This is a genomic window from Virgibacillus carmonensis, assembly GCF_057836705.1.
Genome location: NZ_JBYQFJ010000016.1, coordinates 20,801 through 45,917 on the forward strand (window position 1 = coordinate 20,801; position 25,117 = coordinate 45,917).

Genomic DNA, 25,117 nt, shown 5'->3' on the forward strand with positions numbered 1-25,117 from the left:
TATCTGCTGGAGCAAATTCTTATAGATAGTGCACGATAATTGAGTTTATTGCACAACCTTAATAAAATGAGCTCCCTATTTTTCGGGAAGCTCATTTTTTCTATTAAAACGGTTTGGTTATCATTAATGCGATTATAACTATAAAAATAACATTCTCAATTCGTTCGAAGAAAAATAGCTTTTTTGCCAACTTATCGTATGCTTTTGGAATCTCTTCTCCTGTATGTCCTTCCAATAAAGCTTTAATCGGTCTAGATCTTGGTAACAACACGATTGGTCCAAGAGCTAAAGCAATTAAAAACAGAATTAAACTAGTAACATACCACCCCGCTTGAAATAACATTGGATTCAAGGCCCCCATCAACAGCCCTGTAATAAGTAAAAGTGTTCCGCCTACCATCACAAAAATATGTAGTCGATTACGAATTGAATAAGCATGTCGTAGCTCGCTTATAGTTGCAGCGTTAGATACAACATATATCATCACAAAACCAGGGCCCAACCCTATTACTGCAGAAAAAATATGAATAAATACAAGGAACGAATAAAGCGTCATGGATTACCCTCCATACAACCAAATAGTCTACTCCCATCATACACTATTTGGTTATGGGAAGGGCAGTTATATTCCATGTATTCTTGATCATTTCCCAACAGTTATCTGAGCTTGGATAACCTCATCTTTATTTCACGAATCTCTTCAAGTATCCTACTTTGCTCGTCTTCACTTTTTACATCTTCTGTTACCATTAATTGCGTTAATTTTAGTTCCAATTCCTGAATATCCGTTTCATTCTCTGATTTTTCCTTTGAAAAGTCTTCTATAAAATCCTGATATGATCCTTGATAATCAACCCACTGATTATCTCTCCCTAGCTGAATTAGTCGATTAGCAATTTTCCCCACAAAGAAACGATCATGCGAAACAACGATTAGCGCCCCAGGATATCCCTGTAAGACCTCTTCTATCACTTCTTTTGTTGCTACATCCAGAAAATTAGTCGGTTCGTCAAGCACCAGTAAGTTCGCATTACTATAATATAGGTTCAAAAAAGCAACACGACATTTTTCTCCCATGCTCAGGTTTTTAATTTTTTTAAAAACATCATCACGAGAAAATAAAAAGCATCCCAATATAGTTCGTGCTTCAGTCTGTGTCATGTCAGGTAGTTCTAGCATGCTATCAAGCAAGGTCTTATTCTCATCCAGATTATCAAGTTCCTGGGCGAAGTAACCAATCTTTGTTTGCGGATTTAATCGGATTTCTCCTTTACCTGGGACTAAATTACCTGTTATTAACTTGAGTAAAGTTGACTTACCTGTACCATTCGCTCCAATAACAGCAAGCTTATCACCACGACAAACAGACATTGTTCGATTGATAAATAACGGTTTTTCATCCTTAAAGCCAAAAAAGATCTTTTCAAGGTGAACCAGACGCTTCGCTGAAAATGCGCCACCTTCAAGCTTCACGCTTAGCTCCTTAGTATCTCTAGGCTTATTAACTTGCTGACTTTCCAACCGCTCCAATTCTTTTTCCTTCGCTTTAAAGCGTGACACATTTTTCTTTGCTTTCGAGCGAGCAAAGTCATCTTGTCCTGCAGCATTATGGGCTTGTTGGAACCACTTCTGGTAATTACGAATCGTTTGTTCTAAAGCAGCTCGTTTTTGTTTCTGTTTTTGATAAATGGCCTCTTGCGTTCGTTGTTCTAGCTCCTTTTGTTTTCGGTAATCACTATAACCCCCAACAAAACGTTCCGATGAACCACTCGTTAATTCATACAAGGAATGAGCTGTCTTATCCAGGAAGTATCTGTCATGGGATACATATAAAACAGCACCAGTGTAGGACTGCATCCATGTTTCTAGCCATTCAATCGTTGCCTGGTCCAAGTGGTTCGTTGGCTCATCCATAACGATACACTCTGGCTTTTGCATAAGAATACGTGCTAGCTGAGCACGCGTTTTTTCACCACCACTTAACTGACCAAAATTCGTTTGCCACGTCCGTTCAGCCATGTTTACCTCTTGTAAACATTTCTCTGTATCCTGCTCTAAACTATAGCCATCCACCGCTAAAAAACTTTCATAAACAGCATTATATCGGTCTAATCGGTCTATATTCTTATCATTTATTTGTTGCTGCAGGATTTCTAACCCCTCTTTTAATTGAACCCGTTCCTCAGCACCTGATTGAACAAAATCGAAGGTCGTTAAGCCCGAATCGATTACTGGATCCTGTTCCAACATCCCCCATTTATCCAATGGGATGAAACGCTGTACAGTACCTGTATCAAACGAAACCCTTCCTAATAATCCATTTAAAAGCGTTGTTTTCCCTACTCCATTTCGTCCAAATAACGCTAAATGTTCTCCTTTCTTTAATTCAATATCTATATTTTCAAACAGGGTTTCCCCATTCCAATCTTTTTGTAATCCATTTGCTTTAAATAGAAACATATACATACCCCCGTATTAAAAAAGTCCACTAAAAAATCATAGGTAGCTGCCTATGAATGGGTAAGATATGGATAGACGTACGTTCAAAAAAATTAATTCACGTAAAAGAGCTATCCTAAAAAGCACACACGTATCCCATTCGTTTCATGTAGACAGAAACACTCGTTTGATTTTCTTCAAACATAGATGGATAAACGTGTTTTTACTTCATTGTAGGGTTTGCCCTCCACTTCTTTATTTCTTTTATCATACGCAGGACCATTTAATAAGTCAAATGATTTTTCAGATTATTACTCACCTTATGTGATCAAATTATTGGAAATTAAAAATTCTTTGCAATATTACTAAAGTAAAGTTATAATATTTTATAGGTTTTAGAGTGATTTTTCAGAAAAATAATTTACGGGGGGTCTATTAAGTGCAGCTAAAAAATTGGGCATCATTGTTAGTACTTGGTCTATTACTTAGTGTAATGGTAGCTTGTAGTGGGGAAACAGAAGGAACTGAAGGAACAGAGAAAGAATCAACTACAGAAGGGGAAAAAGTACTAAATTTTACGAATCCGGAAACAATTCCATCGATGGATCCTTCTCTCGCAACAGATGAATCTTCATTTATATATCTAGCCGCTACAACAGAAGGTCTATACCGGTTGGATGAGAGTGCACAACCTGTTGACGGAATTGCAACAGATCATACCGTAAGTGAGGATGGACTTACGTGGACATTTACTTTACAGGAAGATGCTGTTTGGGAAAATGGTGACTCTGTAACTGCTCATGACTTTGTTTATGCATGGCAACGTGCAGTTGATCCAGATACAGGTTCTGAGTACGGTCCATATATGATGAATAACGTTATTAAAAATGCTACTGCTGTAAGTGCAGGAGAAGTTCCAGTTGAAGAACTTGGTGTTACTGCAGAAGATGATTATACGTTAGTTGTGGAGCTTGAGAATCCAACGCCATATTTTGAATCATTAACCACTTTTGGTACATTCTTTCCATTAAATCAAGCATTTGTTGAGGAACAAGGAGATAGCTTTGCTACAAGTTCTGATACGTTACTCTCAAATGGACCATATACGATAGAAAATTGGGAAAGTACTAGTAGCTCATGGGATCTTGTTAAAAATGAAGACTATTGGGATGCAGATACGGTGCAAATGGACAAATTGACCTTTGAAGTTGTAAAAGATGCACAAACCGCAGTCAATTTATATGCATCAGATACTGTTGACCGCGTAGATTTAACTTCGGATCTTGTTGATAAATATAAGTCTCACGATGACTATGTCGTGACACCTGATACATTTGTTTATTTCATAAAATTCAACCAAACAGCTAACGAAGCTCTCGCAAACACAAATATACGTGCCGCAATTAGTAGAGCTTTTGACAAGCAAGCACTAGTTGATGAAATTCTTAACAATGGATCACTTGTTGCAAACGGACTTGTTCCAGCTGATTTCACGCCAATGCCTGAGTCTGGAGAAGATTTCCGGGAAGTGAGTGGAGATCTTGTAACTTACGATATGGATGCAGCTCAAGAATACTGGCAAAAAGGTTTAGAGGAACTTGGAACAGATACAGTGGAACTTGAATTATTAACAGATGATGATGCAACAACTAAAACAATGGTTGAATATATCGCAAACCAACTTACAACAAACCTACCAGGGTTAACAGTTTCATTAAAACAAGTACCGAAAGAACAACGTCTTGATTTAGATACAAACATGGATTATGAATTACAAGTTTCTAGATGGGGACCAGACTTTCTTGATCCATTTACATTTATGAATCTTTGGACAACAGATAGTGGAAACAACGCGATGGGCTATTCAAACCCTGAATATGATGAATTAGTTAATGCAACTGCAACCACACTAGCTCAAGATAATGTGGCGCGCTATCAAAACTTCTTAGAGGCTGAGAAAATTCTTTTTGAAGATGCAGCAATAGCACCTATTTATCAGAGTTCAAGAGCACAATTGGTTTCTCCAAGAATAAAAGGTGTCCATGTGAACCCATTTGGAGCAACTTATGAATATAAATGGGCGAATGTTGCCTCGGAATAACTACAAATGAGCATATAACTGAAATGCATATATTGGATGAAGGCTCTTGATTTTTTCAAGGGCCTTCTTTATATATATTTGTTTGGCTCACATGACTTCTGTTTTGACCCTATAATGAAGGGCTATTTTCTAATAAAAAACAGCTACCCATTGGATAACTGTTTCCCTCTTTATTTATTCATACGAAATCTTTAAATCTCCAGGCTTGATCCAGCCCTTTTTCCGAAAATACGATGCTACTACTAAACTGATAATTGCCGGCGCAATAATATGCAAAATTAACACTGCCCAGAATGCATCTAACGTAAAGCCCATGGTTTCAAAGGTCATAATCTGGCCCACTAATCCACTTGTTCCCATACCTGCTCCAAGTGCATTGTTTTCCATTTCAAGCCATACTGTAGCGAATGGTGCCAAAACAATCCCCGCAATTGTTGGGGGAATAATCAGAATAGGCTTTCTCAAAATATTTGCGACCTGAAGCATGGATGTTCCAATCCCTTGAGCAAAAAATCCACCAAGTCCATTGTCTCGATAACTAATAACTGCAAACCCAATCATTTGAGCTGCACATCCAATCGTGGCTGCACCTGCTGCAAGACCATCAAGAGAAAGCATAATGGCAATGGCAAGACTAGAAATAGGTGCTGTCAGTGCCCACCCCATCAATACAGCTACAAGTATTCCCATAATAAACGGTTGTTGAGCTGTCGACCAATTGATCACTTCACCGAACCAAATCATAAATGTATTGATTGGTGGACCGATGAAAGTTCCAGTCAAAAACCCTGCCAATATCGTAACAAATGGGGTTACGATGATATCGACGCGTGTTTCTTTGTATACTAGTTTACCAAACTCAGTAGCAAATAAAGCTGCTACATAGCTACCTACTGGGCCACCTAGTTCTGCTCCGAATGCCCCACCAAACAACGCAGAAAGTAAAACCAATGGTGGTGCTTTTAGTCCATAAGCAATAGCTACCCCGATGGCACCACCCATTATTTTCGTTTCCATTGCATACGCACCCATACTTATAAGTGCTGTTTCAATATCTTGTGGAAACCATGAGAATTGCCCTAACTGTTCACCCGTCGTTTTTATTATTAAGCCAATAATTAATGATGAAAAAAGTCCTAATGCCATATAGCTTAACGCGGTTATCACATATTCCTTCCACGATAACGTTATCCCTTTACGTTGTAAAAACGCTTTCATATTTACCCCCCTATTTGTGAATACTTTCACATGTTTGACCTACATTTAATAATTATTCTCCCTTTCTATTATTACTTGATTCTTTTTTCATGGCAAGTGTTTTCTTAGAAAAACTAGTCATTCACCTCCTCCTTAATAGCGAATGGTAAAATTCATCTAATGCGGAATCGCTTGAAAATTTTATATTTTTAGTTTAGTATATTTCCATTGCTTTATGGGTTCCGATTCGTTACAATTTAATTGATAATAATTATCAGTTACTTAGCATAATATGTATATAACTAGGATCTAGGGGGATACACAAATGGAAAAGATAAAACAACTTACTGATCTCACGAAGCTAATACGCGCACGCCGTTCTGTAAAAAAAGGATATAATAATAAAACCGTAGAAAAAGAGACCATATTAGAACTATTAAATACCGCTGTGTGGGCACCCACACATGGAATGAGACAACCATGGCGCTTTATATTTGTTGGAGCAGACCAAAAAGAATCATTTGCTAAAAAAGTGGCTGCTACTTACCCGCAGGAAAAACAAGAAAATCGGGAAGCATATCTTAATGAGCCTAGTGCCTTCATTGTTGTAATCATGGATGTACCAGACAGTCAAAAGCAATACGATGAGAATTTTGGTGCAACCGCTTCGATGATTCACAACTTCCAATTACTCGCATGGGAACAACGGCTTGGTGTTGTTTGGAAAACCAACCCCCATATTTATGATCCTGTGGTAAAAGCCATCCTAGACGTCCAAGATGATGAAAAAATTATTGGATTTATCCATATGGGTTATTTTGATGAGGCTCCTATTGCAAAACCTCGGAAATCAGTGGAAGATAAAATTACTAGTTTTGAAGGATAGATGTTACGACACTAGCCAACTATGGGCCGGTGTCTTTCTTATGAGCAAATAACTTATCAAGGATATCAACGCTCCCCTCTAGGTATCAACTAACTGAACAACCATTACAAACAAAAAAGCAAAGTAGCGAATTGCACTACTCCACTTTTATTCTCCTAATTACGCTTCGTCCCAAACAGCGCTTTTTAACATTCCATCAAGTTCATGTCGCTCCATTGCCAATTCAATCAGTCTATTAATTAACTCTGGGTAAGAAACTCCACTTATTTCCCATAATTTAGGGTACATGCTAATGCGTGTAAATCCAGGTAATGTGTTCACCTCATTAACATAAATTTCCCCATTTTCCTTTAAAAAGAAATCGACGCGCGCTAATCCTTCACATTCCAGCGTTTGGAATACATTAACCGCCGCTGCTTGGATTTTCTCTACCATCTCGTCTGACAAGTCTGCAGGTATAGCTAGTTTCGCACCACTTTCATCGATATATTTCGATTCATAAGAATAAAATTCGGTTTGAGGCAAAATTTCACCAGGTACAGATGCTTTTGGATCTTCGTTTCCAAGCACTGCACACTCAATCTCGCGCCCAATTATATTTTCCTCAACTATAACTTTGTGATCATATTGAAATGCAACATGGATTGCTTCGTCAAACTCTTCTTTTGTCGAGACTTTACTTACACCGACTGACGAACCTTGATTTGCTGGTTTAATAAACATTGGAATACTTAATTGAGCTTTTACTTCATCAAAATCAATGTTATTTCTCTTGGCTCGCGTAAATGCCACACCTTTTGCAACATTGATTTCCGCTTCTTTTAATAAGCGCTTCGCAATATCTTTATCCATACATACTGCGGAACCTAGTACACTCGTACCGACAAATGGTAGATTTGCTATCCGAAGCATGCCTTGCATACTACCATCTTCTCCTAATGTGCCATGAACAATCGGAAAAATAACATCTAGCTGATCAATATTCATTTCCTTTGAAGCATGAATAAGCTGATGATTTGTTTCACCTGGAACAATCGCCACGTTTTCATTTGATTTATTTAATTGAATTAACTTTGGATTTTCTTCGTTTAATAAGTATGATGTTTGGTCATTGATATGCCACTTACCTTGTTTATCAATTCCTACTAAAACTACCTCATACTTGGTTTTATCAATTGCATCCACGATATTTTTCGCTGATTGTAAGGACACTTCATGCTCTGCTGATTTCCCACCAAAAATAATACCTACTTTAATTTTTTTCATCATAAAACGCCCTTTCATAAATAACCTTACTACTAAAATACCACAAAACAAGCCGCTAATAACAGTAAAATTTTATCATTTTAAAAATAACCCTTGACATTTAAATAATTCTCCTCTAACATTAATTTTAATAATTAAATCGTGCAAAGTGATGACGGAGAATAGTAATCAAAATGTTTCCTCCAAAGAGAGCTGGTGTTGGTGTGAACCAGTGTGGAACGTTTGATGAATGGTCTTTTGAACTTCCAAACCGAACCATACTTGGTATGCAGTAGGCTTTGGCGAATGTCTTATCGATAAAAAAGACAGCTATTAAGTTTTAATTTGATAGTAAAGTGAGCTGTTTAGGCAGCTAATAAAGGTGGTACCACGGGTTCCTCGTCCTTTTCTGGATGGGGGACCTTTTTGTATACCCAAAATTAAAAACTAAATAATCTAAATCAATGAGTAAGAAGAGTAGGCATACGCTGAAGCGTTACAGAGAGCCGGTTGTGGTGTGATTCCGGTACGTGAATGTATGTTGAATGGCCTTACGAGATGTTTCTTGAAGAAAAGTAAAAGTAGGGAAACACGGTGCTCCGCCGTTACACGGATAGGGTTTAAGATATGCAACCTGCATACCTTGTACCTGAACCAGAGATGAAGAGAAGTTAACAAACTTCCTTTAACTGAGGTGGCACCGCGATCACAATCGTCCTCTATAAACACAATTCACCTGTGTTTATAGAGGACTTTTTTATTTTTAGGAGGAGATCATAATGCAAACCAAAACACTGCCATATAAATTTATCAAACAAAACGCTGATACGCTAACACCTATCAGAATCTATACAAACCTTACAGGAAAGAAGAAATTTCTGTTAGAAAGCTCCTTTCCACATGAGAAAAAAGGGAAATTTTCATTTATTGGTGCAAATCCCTACCAAGAAATTATAGGTGAAAGTAATGGTACAACTATTTTGGATCATGAGAAAGGAACCAAGGAAACCCTGGAATCACCCCCCTTGTCGGTTTTAAAGGAGATGCTTCCTAAATTAGAAATAGACCTTCCACTTCCATTTGTCGGAGGTGCAATTGGGTATATCGGATATGATTCCATCCGGTCTTATGAGTACATTGGTGATGATTTACAGGATAGTATCAACATGCCTGATATTCACCTTATGTTATACAAAAGTGTCATTGCTTTCGATCATCGTAATGAATCTGCTTATTTAATTGCTATGAATCCCGACCAAGAAGCTGAAAGTGTACTGGACGAACGGTTAGCCGATTTACAAAAATCATTAATCTCCACTCCAAATGAGGATACATCCGATGATGAAAATATGATTTTTAAACCTGAAATGGATAAACAGCAATTTATGAAGAACGTAACTATTGCTAAAAAACACATCCAGCAGGGAGATGCATTTCAGATTGTATTGTCACAGCGGATGAAGGCTACCATCAATGGGAACCCCTTTTCTTTTTACCGGAAACTTAGAAAAGCTAACCCATCACCATATATGTTTTATATCAACTTTGAAACATATCAGGTTCTTGGTGCTTCCCCAGAAAGTTTAGTACAAACAACTGGGCGGAATATTGTCACAAACCCGATTGCTGGAACACGTCCACGGGGAAAGACAGATGCGCAAGACGAAGCATTGACAAAAGACCTTCTTGGGGACGTGAAAGAAATAGCTGAACACCGTATGCTAGTGGATTTAAGCAGAAATGACATTGGCCGCGTATCCGAAATTGACAGTATCACGATTCCGACTTATATGAATGTGGAAAAGTACCAGCATGTGATGCACATCGTATCTGAGGTGCATGGTAAGTTACATGCTACCTATTCAAGCATTGATGCATTAATTGCCTGTTTACCTGCAGGAACGGTTTCAGGAGCACCAAAAATACGAGCCATGCAAATTATTAATGACTTAGAAGAAAACAAACGAGGTGTCTATGGCGGCGGAATTGGCTATATAAACTTTAACCATGATGTGAATATGGCATTGGCCATCCGCTCGCTTGTTATTAAAGAAAACAAAGCATACCTGCAAGCCGGTGCCGGTATTGTCTATGATTCGATACCAGAAAACGAATATAAAGAAACACTGCACAAAGCAAGGTCACTAATGGAGGTGAACAAGCATGATTCTTCTAATCGATAATTATGACTCATTTACCTATAACGTTTATCATTATTTTTCAAGTGAAAATGTAGAAGTAAAGGTATATCGAAACGATCAACTAACTAGTAAAAACGTTACGGAATTAAACCCTGAAGCAATTATCATATCCCCAGGCCCCGGGACACCAGAATCAGCAGGAAATTGTATTGAGATTGTAAAGGATTTTTATCAAAAGATACCTATTCTTGGGATATGTTTGGGACACCAAATAATTGCTTCTGCATTAGGGAGTAAGATAAAGCAAGCAACCGTTATCAAACATGGTAAAACGTCCTTAATTAAGCATAATGGTTTAGGAGTATTTAGTTATTTAGCACAACCCTTAGAAGTGATGCGTTATCATTCGCTAGTCATTGATCAAAAAACATTATCAGATGAATTAGAAGTTGTTGCAACATCCATGGACGACAATGAAATTATGGGAATCAAGCATTTCCACTATCCTGTATACGGATTACAATTTCATCCTGAATCGATTGGGACCTTATCAGGTAAAAACGTAGTGCAGAACTTTTTGACGGAAATAGAGAAAGTGGAAACATCTATCTTTTAAAAATGGATATTTTGGGTAAATCGCGCGATAACATAGTGAATTCGCGCTACAAACAGCAGAATCGTGCAAAATAGTTCTGTAATCGCGCAATAGTGACATTACCGCGCGATTACAAGTGGGGAGTGCACGAATTAAATTAGTTATTGCGCGATAATCCGGTTTTGTGCGCGGAATATTGCTTTTGAGAAGGAAGATTCTCAAACTGAACTAGACAATAAGAGAGGAGCTTTACTATGAAACAACATCTTGAAAAATTAATGAATCAAAAAGATTTGACTATAGATGAAATGAAACAGGCAACGGAACATTGCTTCACACCAAATATTACCGATACAGAAATTGCATCCCTATTGACGGCATTACGAACAAAAGGAGAAACGGCGGATGAGGTGGCTGGAATTGTTGATGTTATCCGTTCCGAATCACAATCCGTCCCTACCTCTCTAACGCATGTGATGGATAATTGCGGGACCGGTGGCGATCAATCACAAAGCTTTAACATTAGCACGACAGCGGCTTTTATCATTGCTGGTGCAGGTGTTACGATTGCAAAGCATGGCAACCGGAGCATCTCAAGTAAAACCGGGAGTGCAGATGTATTGGAACATTTAGGAATCTCCCTATCCTTTCAACCGGAGCAAACGGAAGAAATTTTACAAAAAAACGGAATAGCTTTTCTATATGCACCACACGTCCATCCTAATCTGAAGCGTTTTATGAAGGTTCGGAAAGAATTAGGTCTTCCAACTATATTTAATCTGATTGGGCCTCTAACAAATCCAGTTGAACTAGACTCACAGCTACTTGGAATTTATCGGCGTGACATGCTAGAGATGATGGCTAAATCCTTGAAAAAACTTGGACGAAGACGTGCATTAGTGGTAAACGGCGCAGGATATATGGATGAAGCCTCACTCGCTGGCGATAACCATTTGGTATTGCTCGATAATGGGCAAACATCATCTTTCACCATTCACCCGGAAGAACTTGATTTGCCCGTTTGTGCAAATGAGCATATACGTGGTGGAGATGCGAAAGATAATGCAGTAATTCTACAGAATGTTTTACAGGGAAAGCCTGGAGCTTACCTTGATACAGCCGTATTGAATGCGGGACTCGCCCTTTTTGCAAACGGTAAAGCAACTACAATTAAAATAGGTATTAAGATGGCAAACGAAAGCATTAAATCCGGCGCAGCTTTAGAAAAACTTCAACACTTGATGCAATACAGCAAACAAATTCCAAGAGAGGTGATGTAAGTGTCCATATTAGATAAGATTATTGCTCAAAAGGAATTAGAAGTGGAACAGCTTAAAACTAATGGTTATAAACGTTCCGATGGTTCCTTGAAAAAAATTGAACCGGTTTTGCCAAACTCTAATTCGATGCATGTCATCTCCGAAATCAAGCGCTCCTCCCCATCAAAAGGAGCAATTGACATGACTGTCGATCCAGTCACACAGGCTAAACAATACGGAAAATACGGGGCTAGTGTCATTTCCGTATTAACTGATAAGACGTTTTTCAATGGATCAATGGATGATTTACGAGCAGTTCGAGAAGCAGTTGATCTTCCCCTTCTATGTAAGGACTTTATGATCGACACGATTCAAATCGATCAGGCGAAAGATGCTGGAGCGAATATTATTTTGCTTATTGTTGCTGCATTATCAGAAAGTAAGCTTCATGGACTATACCACTATGCAAAACAGCAAGATTTAGAGGTGCTTTGCGAAGTACACAATAAAGCCGAAATGGTAGTCGCAATTAATTTAGGCGCTAATTTGATCGGAGTCAACAATCGTAATTTAAAGACTTTTGAAGTTGATTTAAATGTAACCGAAAAATTGGCACCAATGATCAAAGACTCTTCCACTACACTTATAAGTGAAAGTGGCATCAGATCCCGCGAGGATGTAGAGCGTGCTGCACAAGCTGGGGCAAAGGGCATTCTTGTTGGGGAGACACTAATGAAGTCAGCTGATTTAGCTGCAACATTTCTTGATTTACAAGTACCTCTTCCAACAGAAGGAGTGAATTCTGATGCTCGTTAAAACGTGCGGGATCATGACGAAGGAAGCGGCGGGTACAGCTGTCCAGGCTGGTGCAGATTTTATCGGCTTTGTTTTTGCTCCTAGCAAACGGTACATGACAGCCGAACAGGCCGCGGAAATTGCTGAAACAGTACCCCCATCCGTTAAGAAGGTAGGCGTTTTTGTAAACGAAACGGCTGAAACAATCACATCCACCGCGGAAATAGTTGGACTAGATTACATCCAACTTCATGGAGATGAAGCAGCAGAATTCGCTTTGCAACTGCCCTATCGCATTATCAAGGCTTTTCCAGCAACACCAGATAGTTTTGCCCAAATAAAAGACTATCCGTGTGACTACTTTTTAATTGACAGTCCCTTTGGCAGCAATCGTGGTGGCAATGGTACAATGTTTGATTGGACAGTTTTAAAGGAATTAAATTTGGATACGAATAGATTGATTTTAGCTGGTGGTCTTACACCTGAAAATGTTCAACAAGCAATTGACATGACTGGATCAATCGGTGTCGATGTTTCAAGTGGTGTAGAAACGGACGGTAGTAAAGATTTAAACAAGATTAAAAATTTTATTTTAAATGCGAAAGGATGATTAATAATGGCGACATATTCAATGCCTGATAAAACTGGACGTTACGGTAGCTTTGGAGGAAGATTTGTTCCAGAATTATTAATGCCTGCACTAATTGAACTTGAGAAGGCATATGAGGATGCAATGCAGGATCCTCGTTTTATAGACGAAGTGAACTATTATTTAAAAGACTATGTCGGACGTGAAACTCCTATTTACTACGCTGAAAATTTAACGAAGATGCTCGGCGGACCAAAGGTATATTTGAAAAGAGAGGATTTAAATCATACTGGCGCCCACAAAATAAATAATACGGTTGGGCAAGCCTTGTTGACGCTTCGGATGGGCAAGAAAAAAGTGGTTGCTGAAACAGGTGCAGGTCAGCATGGTGTTGCGACCGCTACGGTTTGCGCGCTTTTAGGACTAGATTGCGTCGTGTTCATGGGCGAAGAGGATATCCGCAGACAGAAGCTGAACGTTTTCCGGATGGAGCTCTTAGGTGCTCGAGTCGAAAGCGTCTCACAAGGTAGCGGGACACTGAAAGATGCGGTAAATGAAGCGCTGCGTTACTGGGTCAGCCATGTTGATGACACGCATTATATTTTAGGATCTGTCGTAGGACCACATCCATTCCCAAAAATTGTTCGGGATTTTCAATCAGTTATTGGTAACGAAACCAAGCATCAAATACTCGGTCAAACTAGCAAACTACCAGACGCTGTTATCGCCTGTGTAGGTGGCGGTAGTAACGCGATGGGTATGTTTTATCCATTTATTCAAGATGAATCGGTTGCATTATATGGTGTGGAAGCTGGTGGTTCAGGTATCGAAACCAACAAACATGCGGCAACCTTAACCGCTGGAAAAGTTGGTGTCTTGCATGGAACCATGTCACATTTACTCCAGGATGATCATGGACAAATCGAGGAAGCTCATTCGATCTCAGCAGGACTTGATTATCCTGGTGTAGGGCCAGAGCACAGTCACTTACACGAAACGTCTCGTGTTATGTACACGTCTATAACGGATCAAGAAGCATTAGAAGCATTTCAGATTTTATCAAAAAAAGAAGGTATTATTCCAGCACTAGAGAGCGCACATGCGATTGCGTTTGCTATGAAGCACGCTAAAACAATGAATGAGGATCAAACACTTGTTATCTGTTTATCCGGACGCGGGGATAAAGATGTAGAACAAGTAAAAGCAGCATTGGAGGGAAATGAAAATGAGTAAATCGTATATCGATCAGACTTTTCAAGAAAAACTTGCTAAGAATGAAAAACTGTTTATTCCTTATATTATGGCTGGTGATGGTGGGCTCGATAACATAAATGATCGAATTGAATTCCTGCAATCCTGCGGTGCTAGTGCTGTCGAACTAGGCATTCCATTTTCAGATCCTGTAGCAGATGGTCCGACTATTCAGAACGCTGGCTTACGTGCGCTTGCTAACGGAACGAATTTAGCGGGAGTTCTTCAAACTCTAGCGAATAACAAAGAAAATAGAGATATTCCTATTATTTTGATGACCTATTTTAATCCGATTTATACTTACGGGGTTGAGCGATTTGCAAATGACTGCGCGGAAGCTGGAGTTGATGGCGTGATAATTCCTGATTTACCACTTGAAGAAGAAGCATTCATTGGCGGATTTTTAACAGAAAAATCTATTGCCTTTGTGAGACTGGCTGCATTAACCAGTGGTGAATCACGACTTTCTGATATCGCTAAACGGACGGAAGGCTTTTTGTATGCAGTATCCGTAACAGGTACAACTGGTGCCAAAGCTACACATAGTGATAGTGTGAAAGGCTTTTTACAGGGTTTAACAAAAATAGCCCAAGTTCCCGTATTAGCAGGATTTGGCGTTTCCAATTCAGACCAGGCAAAAGAACTAGGCGGGAATTGTGATGGAGTTATTGTTGGGAGCAAGATTGTGGAGTTATTCCATGCTGGAAAAACGGATGAAATCAGGGAATTGATAAAAAATAGCTTATAGTAGGATATGCATCTGTTTGTCATGCGGCAAACAGATGTTTTTTTAAGTCAATTATACGTTTAACAGGTTCTCCGTCTAAAGATAATTTTAGAATGCGGCTATCGGTTAACTATTGATGACCCCTTGATATGTTTCATTAGAACCGGTATCTCAATTAACCTCTTTGTTTACAAAAACACACGCTATGAATCTCATCATCACAGCGTGCGCTCTTTTTATTAAGCATTATTTTTTCACAATCGGAATCCAAACCTCACAGCAATAATCTTCTGCTCTTACGTCACCTTTAGTTGAATATACTTCTAACTCAGGTCCACCAGCATGCTCATAACCTGTTGATGGGAACCATTCGGAAAATATACGATCCCATGTTTTTGGAATCGCATCAGGCATTGCTCCAACCGATTCAAACACAGCCCATGTAGATGCCGGAATCTTCTTTTCTTCCCAATCAGAGGGGATATCATGTCTGTTTTTTTCAGCACAAATGAAATAGGTCAGTTTCTCCTGAGTGGCATCAAACTCCATACAAGCACCAATTATGCCAATAGACCCACAATTCTTTTCAAGTTCTTCTGTGAAACCATTGCTGTTAGACTCATCCCAAAAGGCTGGGATTCTACGATGGTTTTCCCCATCTATAGTAGTTGTTCTTATTCCTTTTCCGACCACGTTAAACGCATCTTTTTCGACAATCTTGTAATCCATTTCTACATCACCCTTTAATTGAATTTGAAAGAAGAGTCGTGGATAAGCCTTCAATAATTGACTGCTTTGACGTACGGATGACGGGCTTACTCCGTGTATTTTGCGAAATGCTTTTGAGAAAGATTCTGGTGTTTCATAGCCAAACTTTAGCGCGACATCAATGACCTTACTTTTTGAATGTATTAGTTCTTGTGCAGCCAATGTCAATCTTCTTCTCCGGATATATTCAGCCACTGTTACTCCTGTCAGCATGCTAAACATTCGTTGAAAATGAAATTTAGACATGCATGCTACGTTTGCTACTTCTTCAATTTTGAAATCGTACCCCAGATTTTTTTCAATAAAATCGATACCATCAGCCATTCTTTGAAGACCTTCCACCTCATCCTCTCCTTTCTAATCCAACTTTAGCATTCCAGTAATTTTCTATCCTGTCATTCCGTGCCTTTTGAAGACAGTTTTTTATTTGGCTCTTTTCGTAAGTTTTGTTGCTACTTAATCCTTACGAAATTGTGTCATAACATACCGCTCCGGAAATACACTACGCGCACCTTAGGGCTGCGCTGAGCCTCCTCGCTCTTTCGAAAAGCGGAAGCGACTGCCCAGCGGCGTACAAATAGATAGGCAGGTGAACAGCAGGGTGCCTTTCCCCTACGTTCATCCTGACTAACTATTTGCTAGGCGCTAGGAGCCGCAGCTAGACGTAGCAAAGAACGCTCACTGTGGGGTCTCGTCGTCTTCGCTTTTCCCGCTGGAGTCTTCGTGTATTTCCTTCGCTAGCATGGCGTTTGACTTTCGCTTCGGACAGTCGACTCCTGCTTAGAAAAGCAACAGCTGAAGATCCCGTAAGACAAGGAAAGCTTCACTGAAAAGGCATCGCACGCAGAAAAAGTGTTTTTCTTTTTCAAGGAAGCGGTTTTTGCTTCCGAGGAAGCTGAAGCGTTGCCCGCGGAAAGCGACTACCCGAAGCGGAATCGGGCGTTGCCACAATATCGTAGTTTAGTGATTTTGTGGCACAACAATCTTTTAGAAGACAGCTTCTTTAGTTAAACCACTGTTCTATTTCGCCTTTTCCATTCTGGACTTCGACTTCAGCATAGGCACCATTAATAAGTGTCATTTGTGGTGGAACATGACCACAATCAATGTCATATACAATTGGTAACTTTAAGTCTTGTTCTAAATCATTATATACATCCTCTATATCATAGTTCTCCACTGAATCATTCGCACTACTTCTACCGAACATGATGCCCGAACAATTATCAAACCAGCCCGCTAACTTCATTTGGACAAGTGTTCTCCGTAAGGCAGTTGTCGCTAAATTACAGTTTTCAAAATACCATAGGATTGGCTCATTATGGATAGATTCTTTCTGAAATTCATGAATGTTCCCATAAGGTGTACCTATCAAATGTCTAATTACATCAATACATCCGCCCAGCAATCTACCTTTTAGTCTGGTGTTTTCACCTGATAAAGTTTTCAACGTAGTTTGCTCGGTTAAATGGAATACTTCAGGGGATAGGTGCTCATGATCCCATGATTTTTGAAACTTATCAGATGAATATTGGATGATCGACTCTCCTTCTTTCGTAGCCAATACTTCCTCCCACATGGCCGTTGTCGTATCAGAATATTCGCCACGTAGATCTACAAAATTAGTACCATGCGCTGTCGCCATTCCAGTTTTTAATGTAGTAGCAAGTAGCAAAACACTTGTATCCGAATATCCTAGTACCCATTTTTTCTGAAAGGAATCAAAATCCAACTTGTCGATTACCTCAATTAGAAGTTCCCCGCCCCAAGGAGGGATGATAATATCAATTTTTTCGTCCTGCATCATCCGATTGAATTCTTTTGCTCTTATTTCAGCGGGAGCTGCTTTTGCCTTTTCTTGTGTCCACACGGTTTCTCCGCAGATTACTGGATATCCTTTTTCCTCGCTTCGACTAACTGCCTGTTTAAACATGTCATGCAACTCAGGTTCCACACCCGACGACGGTGCAGTAACTCCTACTGTTCCGCCCTTTTGTAAAATTGGATACGTAATCATTGTAGGCCTCCCCCCAAACTAATATTTCTTTTAGTATAACGCAAAAAAATTTTATGTATCAAAAAAAGAAAAAGCCAGCCTGCAAATAGGTGCAGAAAACTGGCTTTTAATTTTTTTCAATCGCAAATGTCGTTTTCGCCTTCAAAACGGGGTCAGTATGCAATATAGCTGTTAAGGAATACCTACCCTCTTGCAATTTTTTCGGTATATGCAGTTCAAATTCGACCTCTTCCGCTTGTTTTAATGTGATTGGATGTTTCTGCTCGTACTGGGCTTTGCTTTGTGATTTTTGAAAGACTGTTTCCCCGTCTTCATTGATAATGACGTATTCATACGATGTTTTTCCTGCTAAGATTAGTTCCTTTACCTGCCCTGTTTGATTTTTTATCTTAAAAATTGCATGGTCTCCTTCAACCTGGAGTGTCGCCTCTAATTCACCTGCAACAATGCCTCCACTACTGACAGAGGAATCACCGTTCTCGTTTATGTTTCCCTGGTTCTCGTTAGATTTGTCACTTGCTTCGTTAGTCTGCTCCTGTTGGTTGCAAGCAACTAATACCGTTATCAGAATTAAAAATAACGACAGTCGAATAAAGGGCATTAGCACATCTCCTTTAGCTCATTTTAAGCGAAATAATGCCGACCGTTGGTCAGCATTATTTCATATTAAACATTCTTCCTAATATACACCTACATTATTCCAAGCATTCGACACGGCATTGTATTCTGAACCATAGCCGTAGAAGTCAGCTGCAGATTGAAGTAATGCTGCACGTGTGTCGCTGAAGTTACTGTATGGTCCTAAGTAAACAGTGAGTGCACGATAGTAAATGTTCTCGGATTTTGATACACCTATGCTGGTGATCGTGTTGTATCCAGCCTTATTCGGTATTCCACTGTTCGTGTGAACACCGCCATTGTCAGCATTCGTATAAACGTAATCTCTCATATGACCAGGCTGCCCGTAAGCTGGTGGGTTGGAAAGACTTCTTAGTGCATCACCCGATCTTCCAGGTGTATAAACATCTTCTCCTAGTAGATAGTCTTCTCTTTCGACAAACACGGAAAACACATCTGACATCGACTCATTTAGTGCGCCAGGCTGGTCTTGATAAACAAGATCTGCTGAATAGTCGGTGACTGCATGAGTTAACTCATGTGCCACGATATCAAGTGCCCCTGAAAGTGGTGCAAATGTAGATCCGTCGCCGTCACCGTATACCATTTGTTGCCCATTCCAAAATGCGTTGTTGTAGTTGGAACCATAGTGTACTGTTGACCTTATGGTAGACCCGTTTCCATCAAAGCTATTTCGACCGAAAGTATCGTAAAAGTAGTCATATACTTCATCTGCATAAGCATGAGCATCTACGTCTGCTCCTTGTGAATTGCCAGTATAAGCATTATTGCTGTCAGCTGAACGATAGCCAGGTAAACTTGTCCCGTTGTTCGCTGTAAATGTTTCAATGACACCGCTCATTGGATTAGTTACATTATATAGGAAATAAGTTCCGTTTGATAAATAAGTATCTAATTCTTTATAATCACCAAGTACACCATACCCATAACCATCAGCCGCACCAGCATCTGTCACTGCATTGTACGAATCAACTACTGAACCATCTTTTGCATCGATAAAAATCTGCCAATTTCCAGGTTCAGGGTAAATGAATTGAAGTTCCACATGATAAGCTAGTTTATTAGCACCATCTTTCGAATAAACTACTAATTCTGCTTTTTCCGCTGTATTTTTCACGCTTGAATTTGACAGTTTACTAGCTTCTTTTAAAGCTTCCTTGTCTTCCTTCTTTGCTTTGGTTTCTTTTTTAGTCAAATCAATCGATTTCCATGCATGTTCAATCGCAGCATTTTTTGACAGGTCTGCTTTCATGTTAGTGTCCATTTCTTTAGCAACCTCAGGATGAACCTCACCCGTAACAGCAGAAACGATGTCCTTTTCATTCGTATGGACTGTAAACCTTGCACCGTAAACCGGAACGCCATCAACAGATTGCACAAACTCGTAATGCGTCATTCCAAGATCATCTTTCGACTTCTCTACAAATGTAAGGTCAGAGTTGGGGTCTAACTTGTAAAGCTCTTTATTATCTTTTAGATATTGCTTTACTTGGCCGACACCTTTTACAGGTTTTCCAGATAACGTTCCTGAAACAAAAGTTGGCACATTTTTGTCCTTATTCCAAACTACATCGAAATTCGACTTTGTCATCGCCTTCATTTCCTCAAGAGCCTTATCGCCAGTCTCGGCAGCCCCGGCAGTACCTGCAAAACCAGTTAAAGTTAAACTTAACGCTAAGGCTGTTCCAGTCATCGTTTTCTTCAGATTTCCCTTTTTCAAAATACATCACCTTTCCCTATTATACTATTTGATTTGCACGCTTATTACTATACATACGGCCGTATACCTAAACCTTAGCAAATTAATTAATAGTTTCATAGATTTATTTCCAACTTTCATGAAAACGGTTACAAAGCACCACACTCTCACCTTTAACAGGAAAAAAGTAGCAAAATGCGACAAATTTGATAGGTATATATGTTAGGTTTTTTGTATCCTGTAGTCTTTACATTACCTTCTTAACCCGTTAAGATATACATAGAAAAACTACATATTAATCAATAGCACTAGGGGAGCATTTTAACAGCTGAGAAGAACGACAGTGGTTCTGACCCTTTTACTCGAACTAGATAATACTAGCGTGGGGAAGTGAAGTCGAGGTGTATACTTTTCACAAAAGCAACTACATCAAACGAACTGCACCCCACACCAAGGATGCAGTTTTTTTATTTGGGCAAGTTAACCAAAGTAACGCGTTATTTTCTATAATATTTGGGCGGTGCCAGCCACTGCTCTCAACATTTGGAGGTGTAACATGTGAATGAGACTTGGGGGTTTATTGATACGGGCTTTAGTAGTGCTTCGGTTAATATGGCGCTTGATGAGGCATTGCTTAACTGGCATAGTGAAGGAAAAATCCCCCCTACATTACGGTTTTATGGTTGGTCAAAGCCTAGCCTTTCTGTTGGCCATTTTCAAAAAGCAGAGAGGGCTATTGATTTCGAGAACATACAAAAACACAGCTGTGAATTCGTACGTCGCCTAACCGGGGGTAGTGCTGTATTACACGACGACGAGTTAACCTATAGTATTGTAGTTTCGGAAAAGAAGGAATATATTCCATCCTCTATTCGCGCTGCTTACTTTGTTTTATCAAAAGGTATATTAGAAGGTTATAAACATTTAGGTATTCAGGCAGATTACGCAATTCCAGAGAAAAGACAGGAAAGAACAGATGTCTGTTTTGAAAAACCTGCCTTTTATGAAATGGTTGTAGCTGGCAAAAAAATCTCAGGAAATGCACAAACACGAAAACAAGGCGTTCTTCTGCAGCATGGTTCCATTCCAATGAGCATGAATAGAGAAATGTTATTTGATTTGTTCAAGTTTCCAACTGAAAAAATAAGGGAAACAAAACGTAATGCCTTTTCTGAAAAAGCAATTACCATAAATGAGATCACCAAGAAGCAACATACATACGATGATTTGAAAGAAGCATTTCGGAAAGGATTTCAATCCGAACTGAACATGGATTTTATACCACTTCAGCTTTCCGATAGTCAATGGAAAGAAGTTCATGATTTAGCAAAAACGAAATATGCCGGGGAAGAATGGAACTTATATCATCAGAGGAGTGTGTGACAGGTGGCAAAACAAGAAGAATACATACGTAAACCGGAATGGCTTAAAACAAAAATTAATACGAACAAGTCTTATAATAAATTGAAAAAGCTGATGCGAGAAAAGAATTTAAATACCGTTTGTGAAGAGGCACGTTGTCCAAACATTCATGAATGCTGGAGTGAGCGAAAAACCGCTACATTTATGATTTTAGGTGACACTTGTACCAGAGGCTGCCGGTTCTGTGCAGTGAAAACCGGTTTACCAAATGAGCTTGATTGGGGAGAGCCAGAACGCGTAGCAGAATCAGTAGCTATTATGGGCTTAAAGCATTCAGTCGTAACCGCTGTTGCTCGGGATGACTTAGAGGATGGTGGTGCTGCAGTTTTCGCGGAGACAGTACGTGCTATTCGCCGTGCAAATCCTGCTTGTACGATTGAGATCTTGCCTTCCGATATGAAAGGAGATTACGAAAGTCTTCATACATTAATGGACAGTGAACCAGATATTTTTAATCATAATATCGAAACAGTAAGACGATTGACTAAGAAAGTACGTGCCCGTGCGATGTATGATCGATCCCTGCAACTATTGAAACGGGTAAAAGAAATCGCACCAAAGACACCAACTAAATCAAGTATCATGTTAGGACTGGGTGAAACAAAAGAAGAAATTGTACAAGCAATGGATGATCTTTTAGCACATAACGTTGACATCATGACAATTGGCCAATATTTACAGCCAACAAAAAAGCATCTAAATGTTGAAAAATACTATCATCCAGACGAGTTTGCTGATCTCAGGGAAATTGCACTGAAAAAAGGATTCCAGCATTGTGAATCTGGACCGCTTGTACGTTCTTCTTACCATGCAGATGAACAAGTTAGTCAAACATCCGCACAACGCAGAATTAAGTATATGAAAGAATACGAAGAGAACGAAAAGAAACCAGTTGATTTTACGTTTTAAAAAAGCAGTATAAAAAATACGTGTTCAAAAAGTCGCCGAATTAGAAATTAGGTTTAGTAGAAGTTCCTCTTTTAACGAAGAGATTTGCCATTTATCATTTGGCGATTTTTTGAACATTCTCCATAGGATGAATCACAACATCAAAAGCTCCCAAATTAGTTGGGAGCTTCTTTTTTCAGCATTCACAAATCATCAAAATATTGCCATCCAAATCCTTAATATTGAACCATTGATTATGTTCAATTTCCGTCACCATCTTTACTCCCTTATCCTTCATAAAGTCATACGCCTCTTCAATGTCGGATGTATTGAAATGGAATGGGGGACTTTGGTAGATTCGTTCACGATGATATATTTTACTGTCTAGAACAACTCCGGTTCCTTGCATTGGCAAAACATATAAGTGATCAAATAAAATTTCCTCTGTCACAGGTAGCCCTAAAATATCACAATACCAATCTCTCGCCTTTTCAATGTCCTTTACTGGTATAAACACTGTTCCTATTTGATTAATAATTGGATTCATTTCGACGTCCCCTTTAACTTAACATCTATTAGTTTATTTCGATATCACAAATAATAAATCCTTCTTTTCTAATAAAAATAAGAATGGAAACACCATTTAAGGAATCCCCATATCTATGTTCTCATAACCCTATACTTATCTATTGAAGCTTCCTTAATAAACCCACATGGTCCCTTATCGTCAACATGATAAGTTCGTGCATCGCTCTTGTACTAGCCGTATAAAATAGATTTCTCGTAGATTCAGCTGCATATTGTTGGCGTGATGCATCAGGTATGATTACTGCGTTAAATTCAATCCCGTTTGCCCAATAAACCGGTAGGATTAAAATTCCTTCATCTGATTAAGACTAGATGAAGGAATTTTTGTACGTTTCATTAAATTGACAGCTTCCCCAAACAAATTTACACTAAATAGATATGTGTGAACGCTCGGAAAAGAAAGGAACAACACAGTAATGAAAAATCAACCAAAAATAAATCGGATTTTAAAAGAGTACCTACTAATAATTGTAGGGGCTACGCTTGTAGCGCTATCCTATAATATGTTCTTATTGCCATCCAAGCTTGCCGCAGGTGGAATATCAGGAATTAGTACCATCCTTTTTGAATTATATGAACTGAATCCTGCATACACGCAATTTTTAATCAATATCCCTGTCTTTATTATCGGTTGGCTGATTCTTGGTAATGACTTTGGCGGTAAAACGCTATTAGGGACATTTTGGGTACCCTTTATTATATGGTTAAGCGCTGATATACCGTATACCATAACAAATCCTTTGTTAGGTGCAATATATGGGGGGATAGTACTTGGCATAGGTCTTGGAACGGTATATAAAGGGAACGGTTCAACAGGTGGAACAGCAGCAATCGCTCAAATCGTTAAAAAGTTCACGGGGTTATCTAGTGGTTACTCCCAGCTTGTTGTGGATGGAGCAGTGGTTATCTCCTCCATCATCGTATTTAGTTTGGAACTAACTTTATTTGCACTAATGTGTATTTATGTAACAAGTAAAGTAATCGATAGAGTTCAGTTGCGTACATCATCAACAAAACTTATCCTCATCATTACCGAAAAGGAAGAACAAATTCAATCACTTATTAATAATGAAATTGACCGAAGCTTAACGAAAATCCGTACAGTTGGCGGATATTCAAAAGAAAATAAAACCATGCTGTTATGCGTCACGGAACAATCTGAAGCAGTACACTTAAAAAAACTTCTTCAAAAAGAAGAACCCACCTCATTTGTCGTTTTTATAAATGCATCAGAGATACTCGGAAGAGGGTTTTCATTGGATAAGTATTACGGGCAAAAACTATAATAAAAAGCCTTCATCTTCAGAGATGAGGCTTTAGTTTTAAAATAAAATATAAATTAAACACCTGGAATATTTCAAGTGTTTTTCACTATTTTAACCCTGTTTTTCGTTGTATTTGTTATTTTTTATATATCACTTTAAACTCTTCACAAACCACTAACATGTTTTCATCAAACTCTTTTTCATATTCCTTTAGTTCGTTTGAAAAGAATTCGACATGTACACGATACCAGTATGCATAGGATTTATCTCCTTCGCCTTCTTTTCTAGCAAATTCAGCACTGACTTCATTAAACGGAAGAACCTGCACATCAATTGTTTCTGTAATTGCTTCTGCTTCACCATCCCAATCCGTAATAATGTTTATTTCTCCTACGAACGGTAAAACTTCCTGGTCTTTTTCATACAACATGTGTAAAGAACATGTAGCTGTTTTCTCGCCAGTTTTCACTAGCTTTGCTAGCTTACTTGCCATATCGGCATCACTTCCAAATGCCCAGGAAGTATATGTTTTCTCTTCACGTTCTGATTCTGGAAGCAATTTCATATATTTTTCCCACATGTCCTCTACTGACTGTTTCACCAATT

At 39.0% G+C, this 25,117-nt stretch carries 22 protein-coding genes, 1 pseudogene, 1 riboswitch and 2 other annotated features; of the genes and pseudogenes, 12 read left to right on the forward strand and 11 right to left on the reverse strand.

All coding sequences use genetic code 11. The features are described 5' to 3' along the window. Positions 1–103: 103 nt before the first annotated feature. Both AC3G7N_RS13150 and abc-f read right to left on the reverse strand, forming a co-directional pair. Positions 104–556, reverse strand: coding sequence for a DUF2269 family protein (locus tag AC3G7N_RS13150; protein ID WP_489422622.1), 453 nt, complete (start codon positions 554–556; stop codon positions 104–106). A gap of 101 nt (positions 557–657) precedes the next feature. Further along, complete coding sequence (abc-f, locus tag AC3G7N_RS13155; RefSeq protein WP_489422623.1) at positions 658–2,460, reverse strand: ribosomal protection-like ABC-F family protein; 1,803 nt, start codon at positions 2,458–2,460, stop codon at positions 658–660. Between the two features lie 418 nt (positions 2,461–2,878). Between abc-f and AC3G7N_RS13160 the strand changes: the two genes are divergently transcribed. Next, a complete protein-coding gene (locus tag AC3G7N_RS13160; protein ID WP_489422624.1) occupies positions 2,879–4,540 on the forward strand; it encodes a peptide ABC transporter substrate-binding protein in 1,662 nt (553 codons plus the stop codon). Between the two features lie 174 nt (positions 4,541–4,714). Here AC3G7N_RS13160 and AC3G7N_RS13165 read toward each other — a convergent pair whose 3' ends face one another. Continuing rightward, positions 4,715–5,758: a PTS sugar transporter subunit IIC gene (locus AC3G7N_RS13165; protein WP_489422625.1), complete on the reverse strand. Its 1,044-nt coding sequence runs from the start codon at positions 5,756–5,758 to the stop codon at positions 4,715–4,717. Between the two features lie 304 nt (positions 5,759–6,062). Between AC3G7N_RS13165 and AC3G7N_RS13170 the strand changes: the two genes are divergently transcribed. After that, complete coding sequence (locus tag AC3G7N_RS13170) at positions 6,063–6,623, forward strand: nitroreductase family protein (protein ID WP_489422626.1); 561 nt, start codon at positions 6,063–6,065, stop codon at positions 6,621–6,623. Positions 6,624–6,782: 159 nt separating this feature from the next. On the opposite strand, the gene ddlA is transcribed toward AC3G7N_RS13170, so the two are convergent. Beyond that, entirely contained in the window at positions 6,783–7,889 is a 1,107-nt protein-coding gene (ddlA, locus tag AC3G7N_RS13175; RefSeq protein WP_489422627.1) for a D-alanine--D-alanine ligase, read from the reverse strand. Positions 7,890–8,031: 142 nt separating this feature from the next. Beyond that, positions 8,032–8,278: a binding site (T-box leader), on the forward strand. 45 nt (positions 8,279–8,323) lie between these two features. After that, positions 8,324–8,591: a binding site (T-box leader), on the forward strand. A gap of 56 nt (positions 8,592–8,647) precedes the next feature. On the opposite strand from ddlA, the gene trpE reads away from it, so the two are divergent. The 7 genes from trpE to trpA all read left to right on the forward strand — a co-directional run bounded on the left by trpE (position 8,648) and on the right by trpA (position 15,246). After that, positions 8,648–10,051, forward strand: coding sequence for an anthranilate synthase component I (gene trpE, locus AC3G7N_RS13180; RefSeq protein WP_489422628.1), 1,404 nt, complete (start codon positions 8,648–8,650; stop codon positions 10,049–10,051). Continuing rightward, positions 10,032–10,625: an anthranilate synthase component II gene (locus AC3G7N_RS13185; RefSeq protein WP_489422629.1), complete on the forward strand. Its 594-nt coding sequence runs from the start codon at positions 10,032–10,034 to the stop codon at positions 10,623–10,625. Before trpE ends, AC3G7N_RS13185 begins: the two co-directional genes overlap by 20 nt. A gap of 233 nt (positions 10,626–10,858) precedes the next feature. Continuing rightward, entirely contained in the window at positions 10,859–11,884 is a 1,026-nt protein-coding gene (trpD, locus tag AC3G7N_RS13190) for an anthranilate phosphoribosyltransferase (protein WP_489422630.1), read from the forward strand. Then, positions 11,885–12,679, forward strand: a complete 795-nt coding sequence (trpC, locus tag AC3G7N_RS13195) for an indole-3-glycerol phosphate synthase TrpC (RefSeq protein ID WP_489422631.1) — start codon at positions 11,885–11,887, stop codon at positions 12,677–12,679. Further along, the gene (locus tag AC3G7N_RS13200) at positions 12,669–13,268 is read left to right on the forward strand and encodes a phosphoribosylanthranilate isomerase (RefSeq protein ID WP_489422632.1); all 600 of its coding nucleotides are present in this window, start codon (positions 12,669–12,671) and stop codon (positions 13,266–13,268) included. The genes trpC and AC3G7N_RS13200 overlap by 11 nt, the downstream gene beginning before the upstream one ends. Before the next feature lie 6 nt (positions 13,269–13,274). Next, positions 13,275–14,480: a tryptophan synthase subunit beta gene (trpB, locus tag AC3G7N_RS13205; RefSeq protein ID WP_489422633.1), complete on the forward strand. Its 1,206-nt coding sequence runs from the start codon at positions 13,275–13,277 to the stop codon at positions 14,478–14,480. Then, positions 14,473–15,246 carry a tryptophan synthase subunit alpha gene (gene trpA, locus AC3G7N_RS13210; RefSeq protein ID WP_489422634.1) on the forward strand — a complete coding sequence of 258 codons (774 nt, stop codon included), beginning with the start codon at positions 14,473–14,475 and terminating at the stop codon, positions 15,244–15,246. The genes trpB and trpA overlap by 8 nt, the downstream gene beginning before the upstream one ends. 225 nt (positions 15,247–15,471) lie before the next feature. Here the strand turns inward: trpA and AC3G7N_RS13215 are convergent, their stop codons facing one another. From AC3G7N_RS13215 to AC3G7N_RS13230, 4 genes are all read right to left on the reverse strand, one after another. Continuing rightward, positions 15,472–16,335: an AraC family transcriptional regulator gene (locus AC3G7N_RS13215; protein ID WP_489422635.1), complete on the reverse strand. Its 864-nt coding sequence runs from the start codon at positions 16,333–16,335 to the stop codon at positions 15,472–15,474. Positions 16,336–16,996: 661 nt separating this feature from the next. Beyond that, positions 16,997–18,010, reverse strand: a complete 1,014-nt coding sequence (locus AC3G7N_RS13220; protein ID WP_489422636.1) for a S66 family peptidase — start codon at positions 18,008–18,010, stop codon at positions 16,997–16,999. Positions 18,011–18,116: 106 nt separating this feature from the next. Continuing rightward, a complete protein-coding gene (locus tag AC3G7N_RS13225; protein ID WP_489422637.1) occupies positions 18,117–18,611 on the reverse strand; it encodes a BsuPI-related putative proteinase inhibitor in 495 nt (164 codons plus the stop codon). A gap of 78 nt (positions 18,612–18,689) precedes the next feature. After that, positions 18,690–20,354, reverse strand: a complete 1,665-nt coding sequence (locus tag AC3G7N_RS13230) for a M4 family metallopeptidase (RefSeq protein ID WP_489422692.1) — start codon at positions 20,352–20,354, stop codon at positions 18,690–18,692. A 294-nt stretch (positions 20,355–20,648) separates the two neighbouring features. Then, positions 20,649–20,754, forward strand: a riboswitch (TPP riboswitch). 152 nt (positions 20,755–20,906) lie between these two features. Here AC3G7N_RS13230 and AC3G7N_RS13235 point away from each other — a divergent pair. Continuing rightward, positions 20,907–21,731 carry a lipoate--protein ligase family protein gene (locus AC3G7N_RS13235; RefSeq protein WP_489422638.1) on the forward strand — a complete coding sequence of 275 codons (825 nt, stop codon included), beginning with the start codon at positions 20,907–20,909 and terminating at the stop codon, positions 21,729–21,731. Between the two features lie 3 nt (positions 21,732–21,734). Next, positions 21,735–22,679 (forward strand): lipoyl synthase, encoded by a 945-nt coding sequence (gene lipA / locus AC3G7N_RS13240; protein WP_489422639.1) that lies wholly within the window; start codon positions 21,735–21,737, stop codon positions 22,677–22,679. A gap of 175 nt (positions 22,680–22,854) precedes the next feature. On the opposite strand, the gene AC3G7N_RS13245 is transcribed toward lipA, so the two are convergent. Both AC3G7N_RS13245 and AC3G7N_RS13250 read right to left on the reverse strand, forming a co-directional pair. After that, positions 22,855–23,205, reverse strand: coding sequence for a VOC family protein (locus AC3G7N_RS13245; RefSeq protein ID WP_489422640.1), 351 nt, complete (start codon positions 23,203–23,205; stop codon positions 22,855–22,857). A gap of 139 nt (positions 23,206–23,344) precedes the next feature. After that, positions 23,345–23,530: pseudogene (locus AC3G7N_RS13250) on the reverse strand (ATP-binding domain-containing protein); the annotation flags it as partial. Between the two features lie 132 nt (positions 23,531–23,662). Between AC3G7N_RS13250 and AC3G7N_RS13255 the strand changes: the two are divergent. Then, entirely contained in the window at positions 23,663–24,532 is an 870-nt protein-coding gene (locus AC3G7N_RS13255; RefSeq protein ID WP_489422641.1) for a YitT family protein, read from the forward strand. A gap of 115 nt (positions 24,533–24,647) precedes the next feature. Here the strand turns inward: AC3G7N_RS13255 and AC3G7N_RS13260 are convergent, their stop codons facing one another. Further along, positions 24,648–25,112 carry an ASCH domain-containing protein gene (locus tag AC3G7N_RS13260; protein ID WP_489422693.1) on the reverse strand — a complete coding sequence of 155 codons (465 nt, stop codon included), beginning with the start codon at positions 25,110–25,112 and terminating at the stop codon, positions 24,648–24,650. Positions 25,113–25,117: the final 5 nt, after the last annotated feature.

Excerpts from the sequence above, each read along its gene's own strand:
- AC3G7N_RS13150 (WP_489422622.1), bottom strand. The coding sequence starts at position 556 with ATGACGCTTTATTCGTTCCTTGTATTTATTCATATTTTTTCTGCAGTA.
- abc-f (WP_489422623.1), bottom strand. The coding sequence starts at position 2,460 with ATGTTTCTATTTAAAGCAAATGGATTACAAAAAGATTGGAATGGGGAA.
- AC3G7N_RS13165 (WP_489422625.1), bottom strand. The coding sequence starts at position 5,758 with ATGAAAGCGTTTTTACAACGTAAAGGGATAACGTTATCGTGGAAGGAA.
- AC3G7N_RS13170 (WP_489422626.1), top strand. The coding sequence starts at position 6,063 with ATGGAAAAGATAAAACAACTTACTGATCTCACGAAGCTAATACGCGCA.
- ddlA (WP_489422627.1), bottom strand. The coding sequence starts at position 7,889 with ATGAAAAAAATTAAAGTAGGTATTATTTTTGGTGGGAAATCAGCAGAG.
- trpE (WP_489422628.1), top strand. The coding sequence starts at position 8,648 with ATGCAAACCAAAACACTGCCATATAAATTTATCAAACAAAACGCTGAT.
- AC3G7N_RS13185 (WP_489422629.1), top strand. The coding sequence starts at position 10,032 with ATGATTCTTCTAATCGATAATTATGACTCATTTACCTATAACGTTTAT.
- trpD (WP_489422630.1), top strand. The coding sequence starts at position 10,859 with ATGAAACAACATCTTGAAAAATTAATGAATCAAAAAGATTTGACTATA.
- AC3G7N_RS13200 (WP_489422632.1), top strand. The coding sequence starts at position 12,669 with ATGCTCGTTAAAACGTGCGGGATCATGACGAAGGAAGCGGCGGGTACA.
- trpB (WP_489422633.1), top strand. The coding sequence starts at position 13,275 with ATGGCGACATATTCAATGCCTGATAAAACTGGACGTTACGGTAGCTTT.
- trpA (WP_489422634.1), top strand. The coding sequence starts at position 14,473 with ATGAGTAAATCGTATATCGATCAGACTTTTCAAGAAAAACTTGCTAAG.
- AC3G7N_RS13220 (WP_489422636.1), bottom strand. The coding sequence starts at position 18,010 with ATGATTACGTATCCAATTTTACAAAAGGGCGGAACAGTAGGAGTTACT.
- AC3G7N_RS13225 (WP_489422637.1), bottom strand. The coding sequence starts at position 18,611 with ATGCCCTTTATTCGACTGTCGTTATTTTTAATTCTGATAACGGTATTA.
- AC3G7N_RS13245 (WP_489422640.1), bottom strand. The coding sequence starts at position 23,205 with ATGAATCCAATTATTAATCAAATAGGAACAGTGTTTATACCAGTAAAG.
- AC3G7N_RS13255 (WP_489422641.1), top strand. The coding sequence starts at position 23,663 with ATGAAAAATCAACCAAAAATAAATCGGATTTTAAAAGAGTACCTACTA.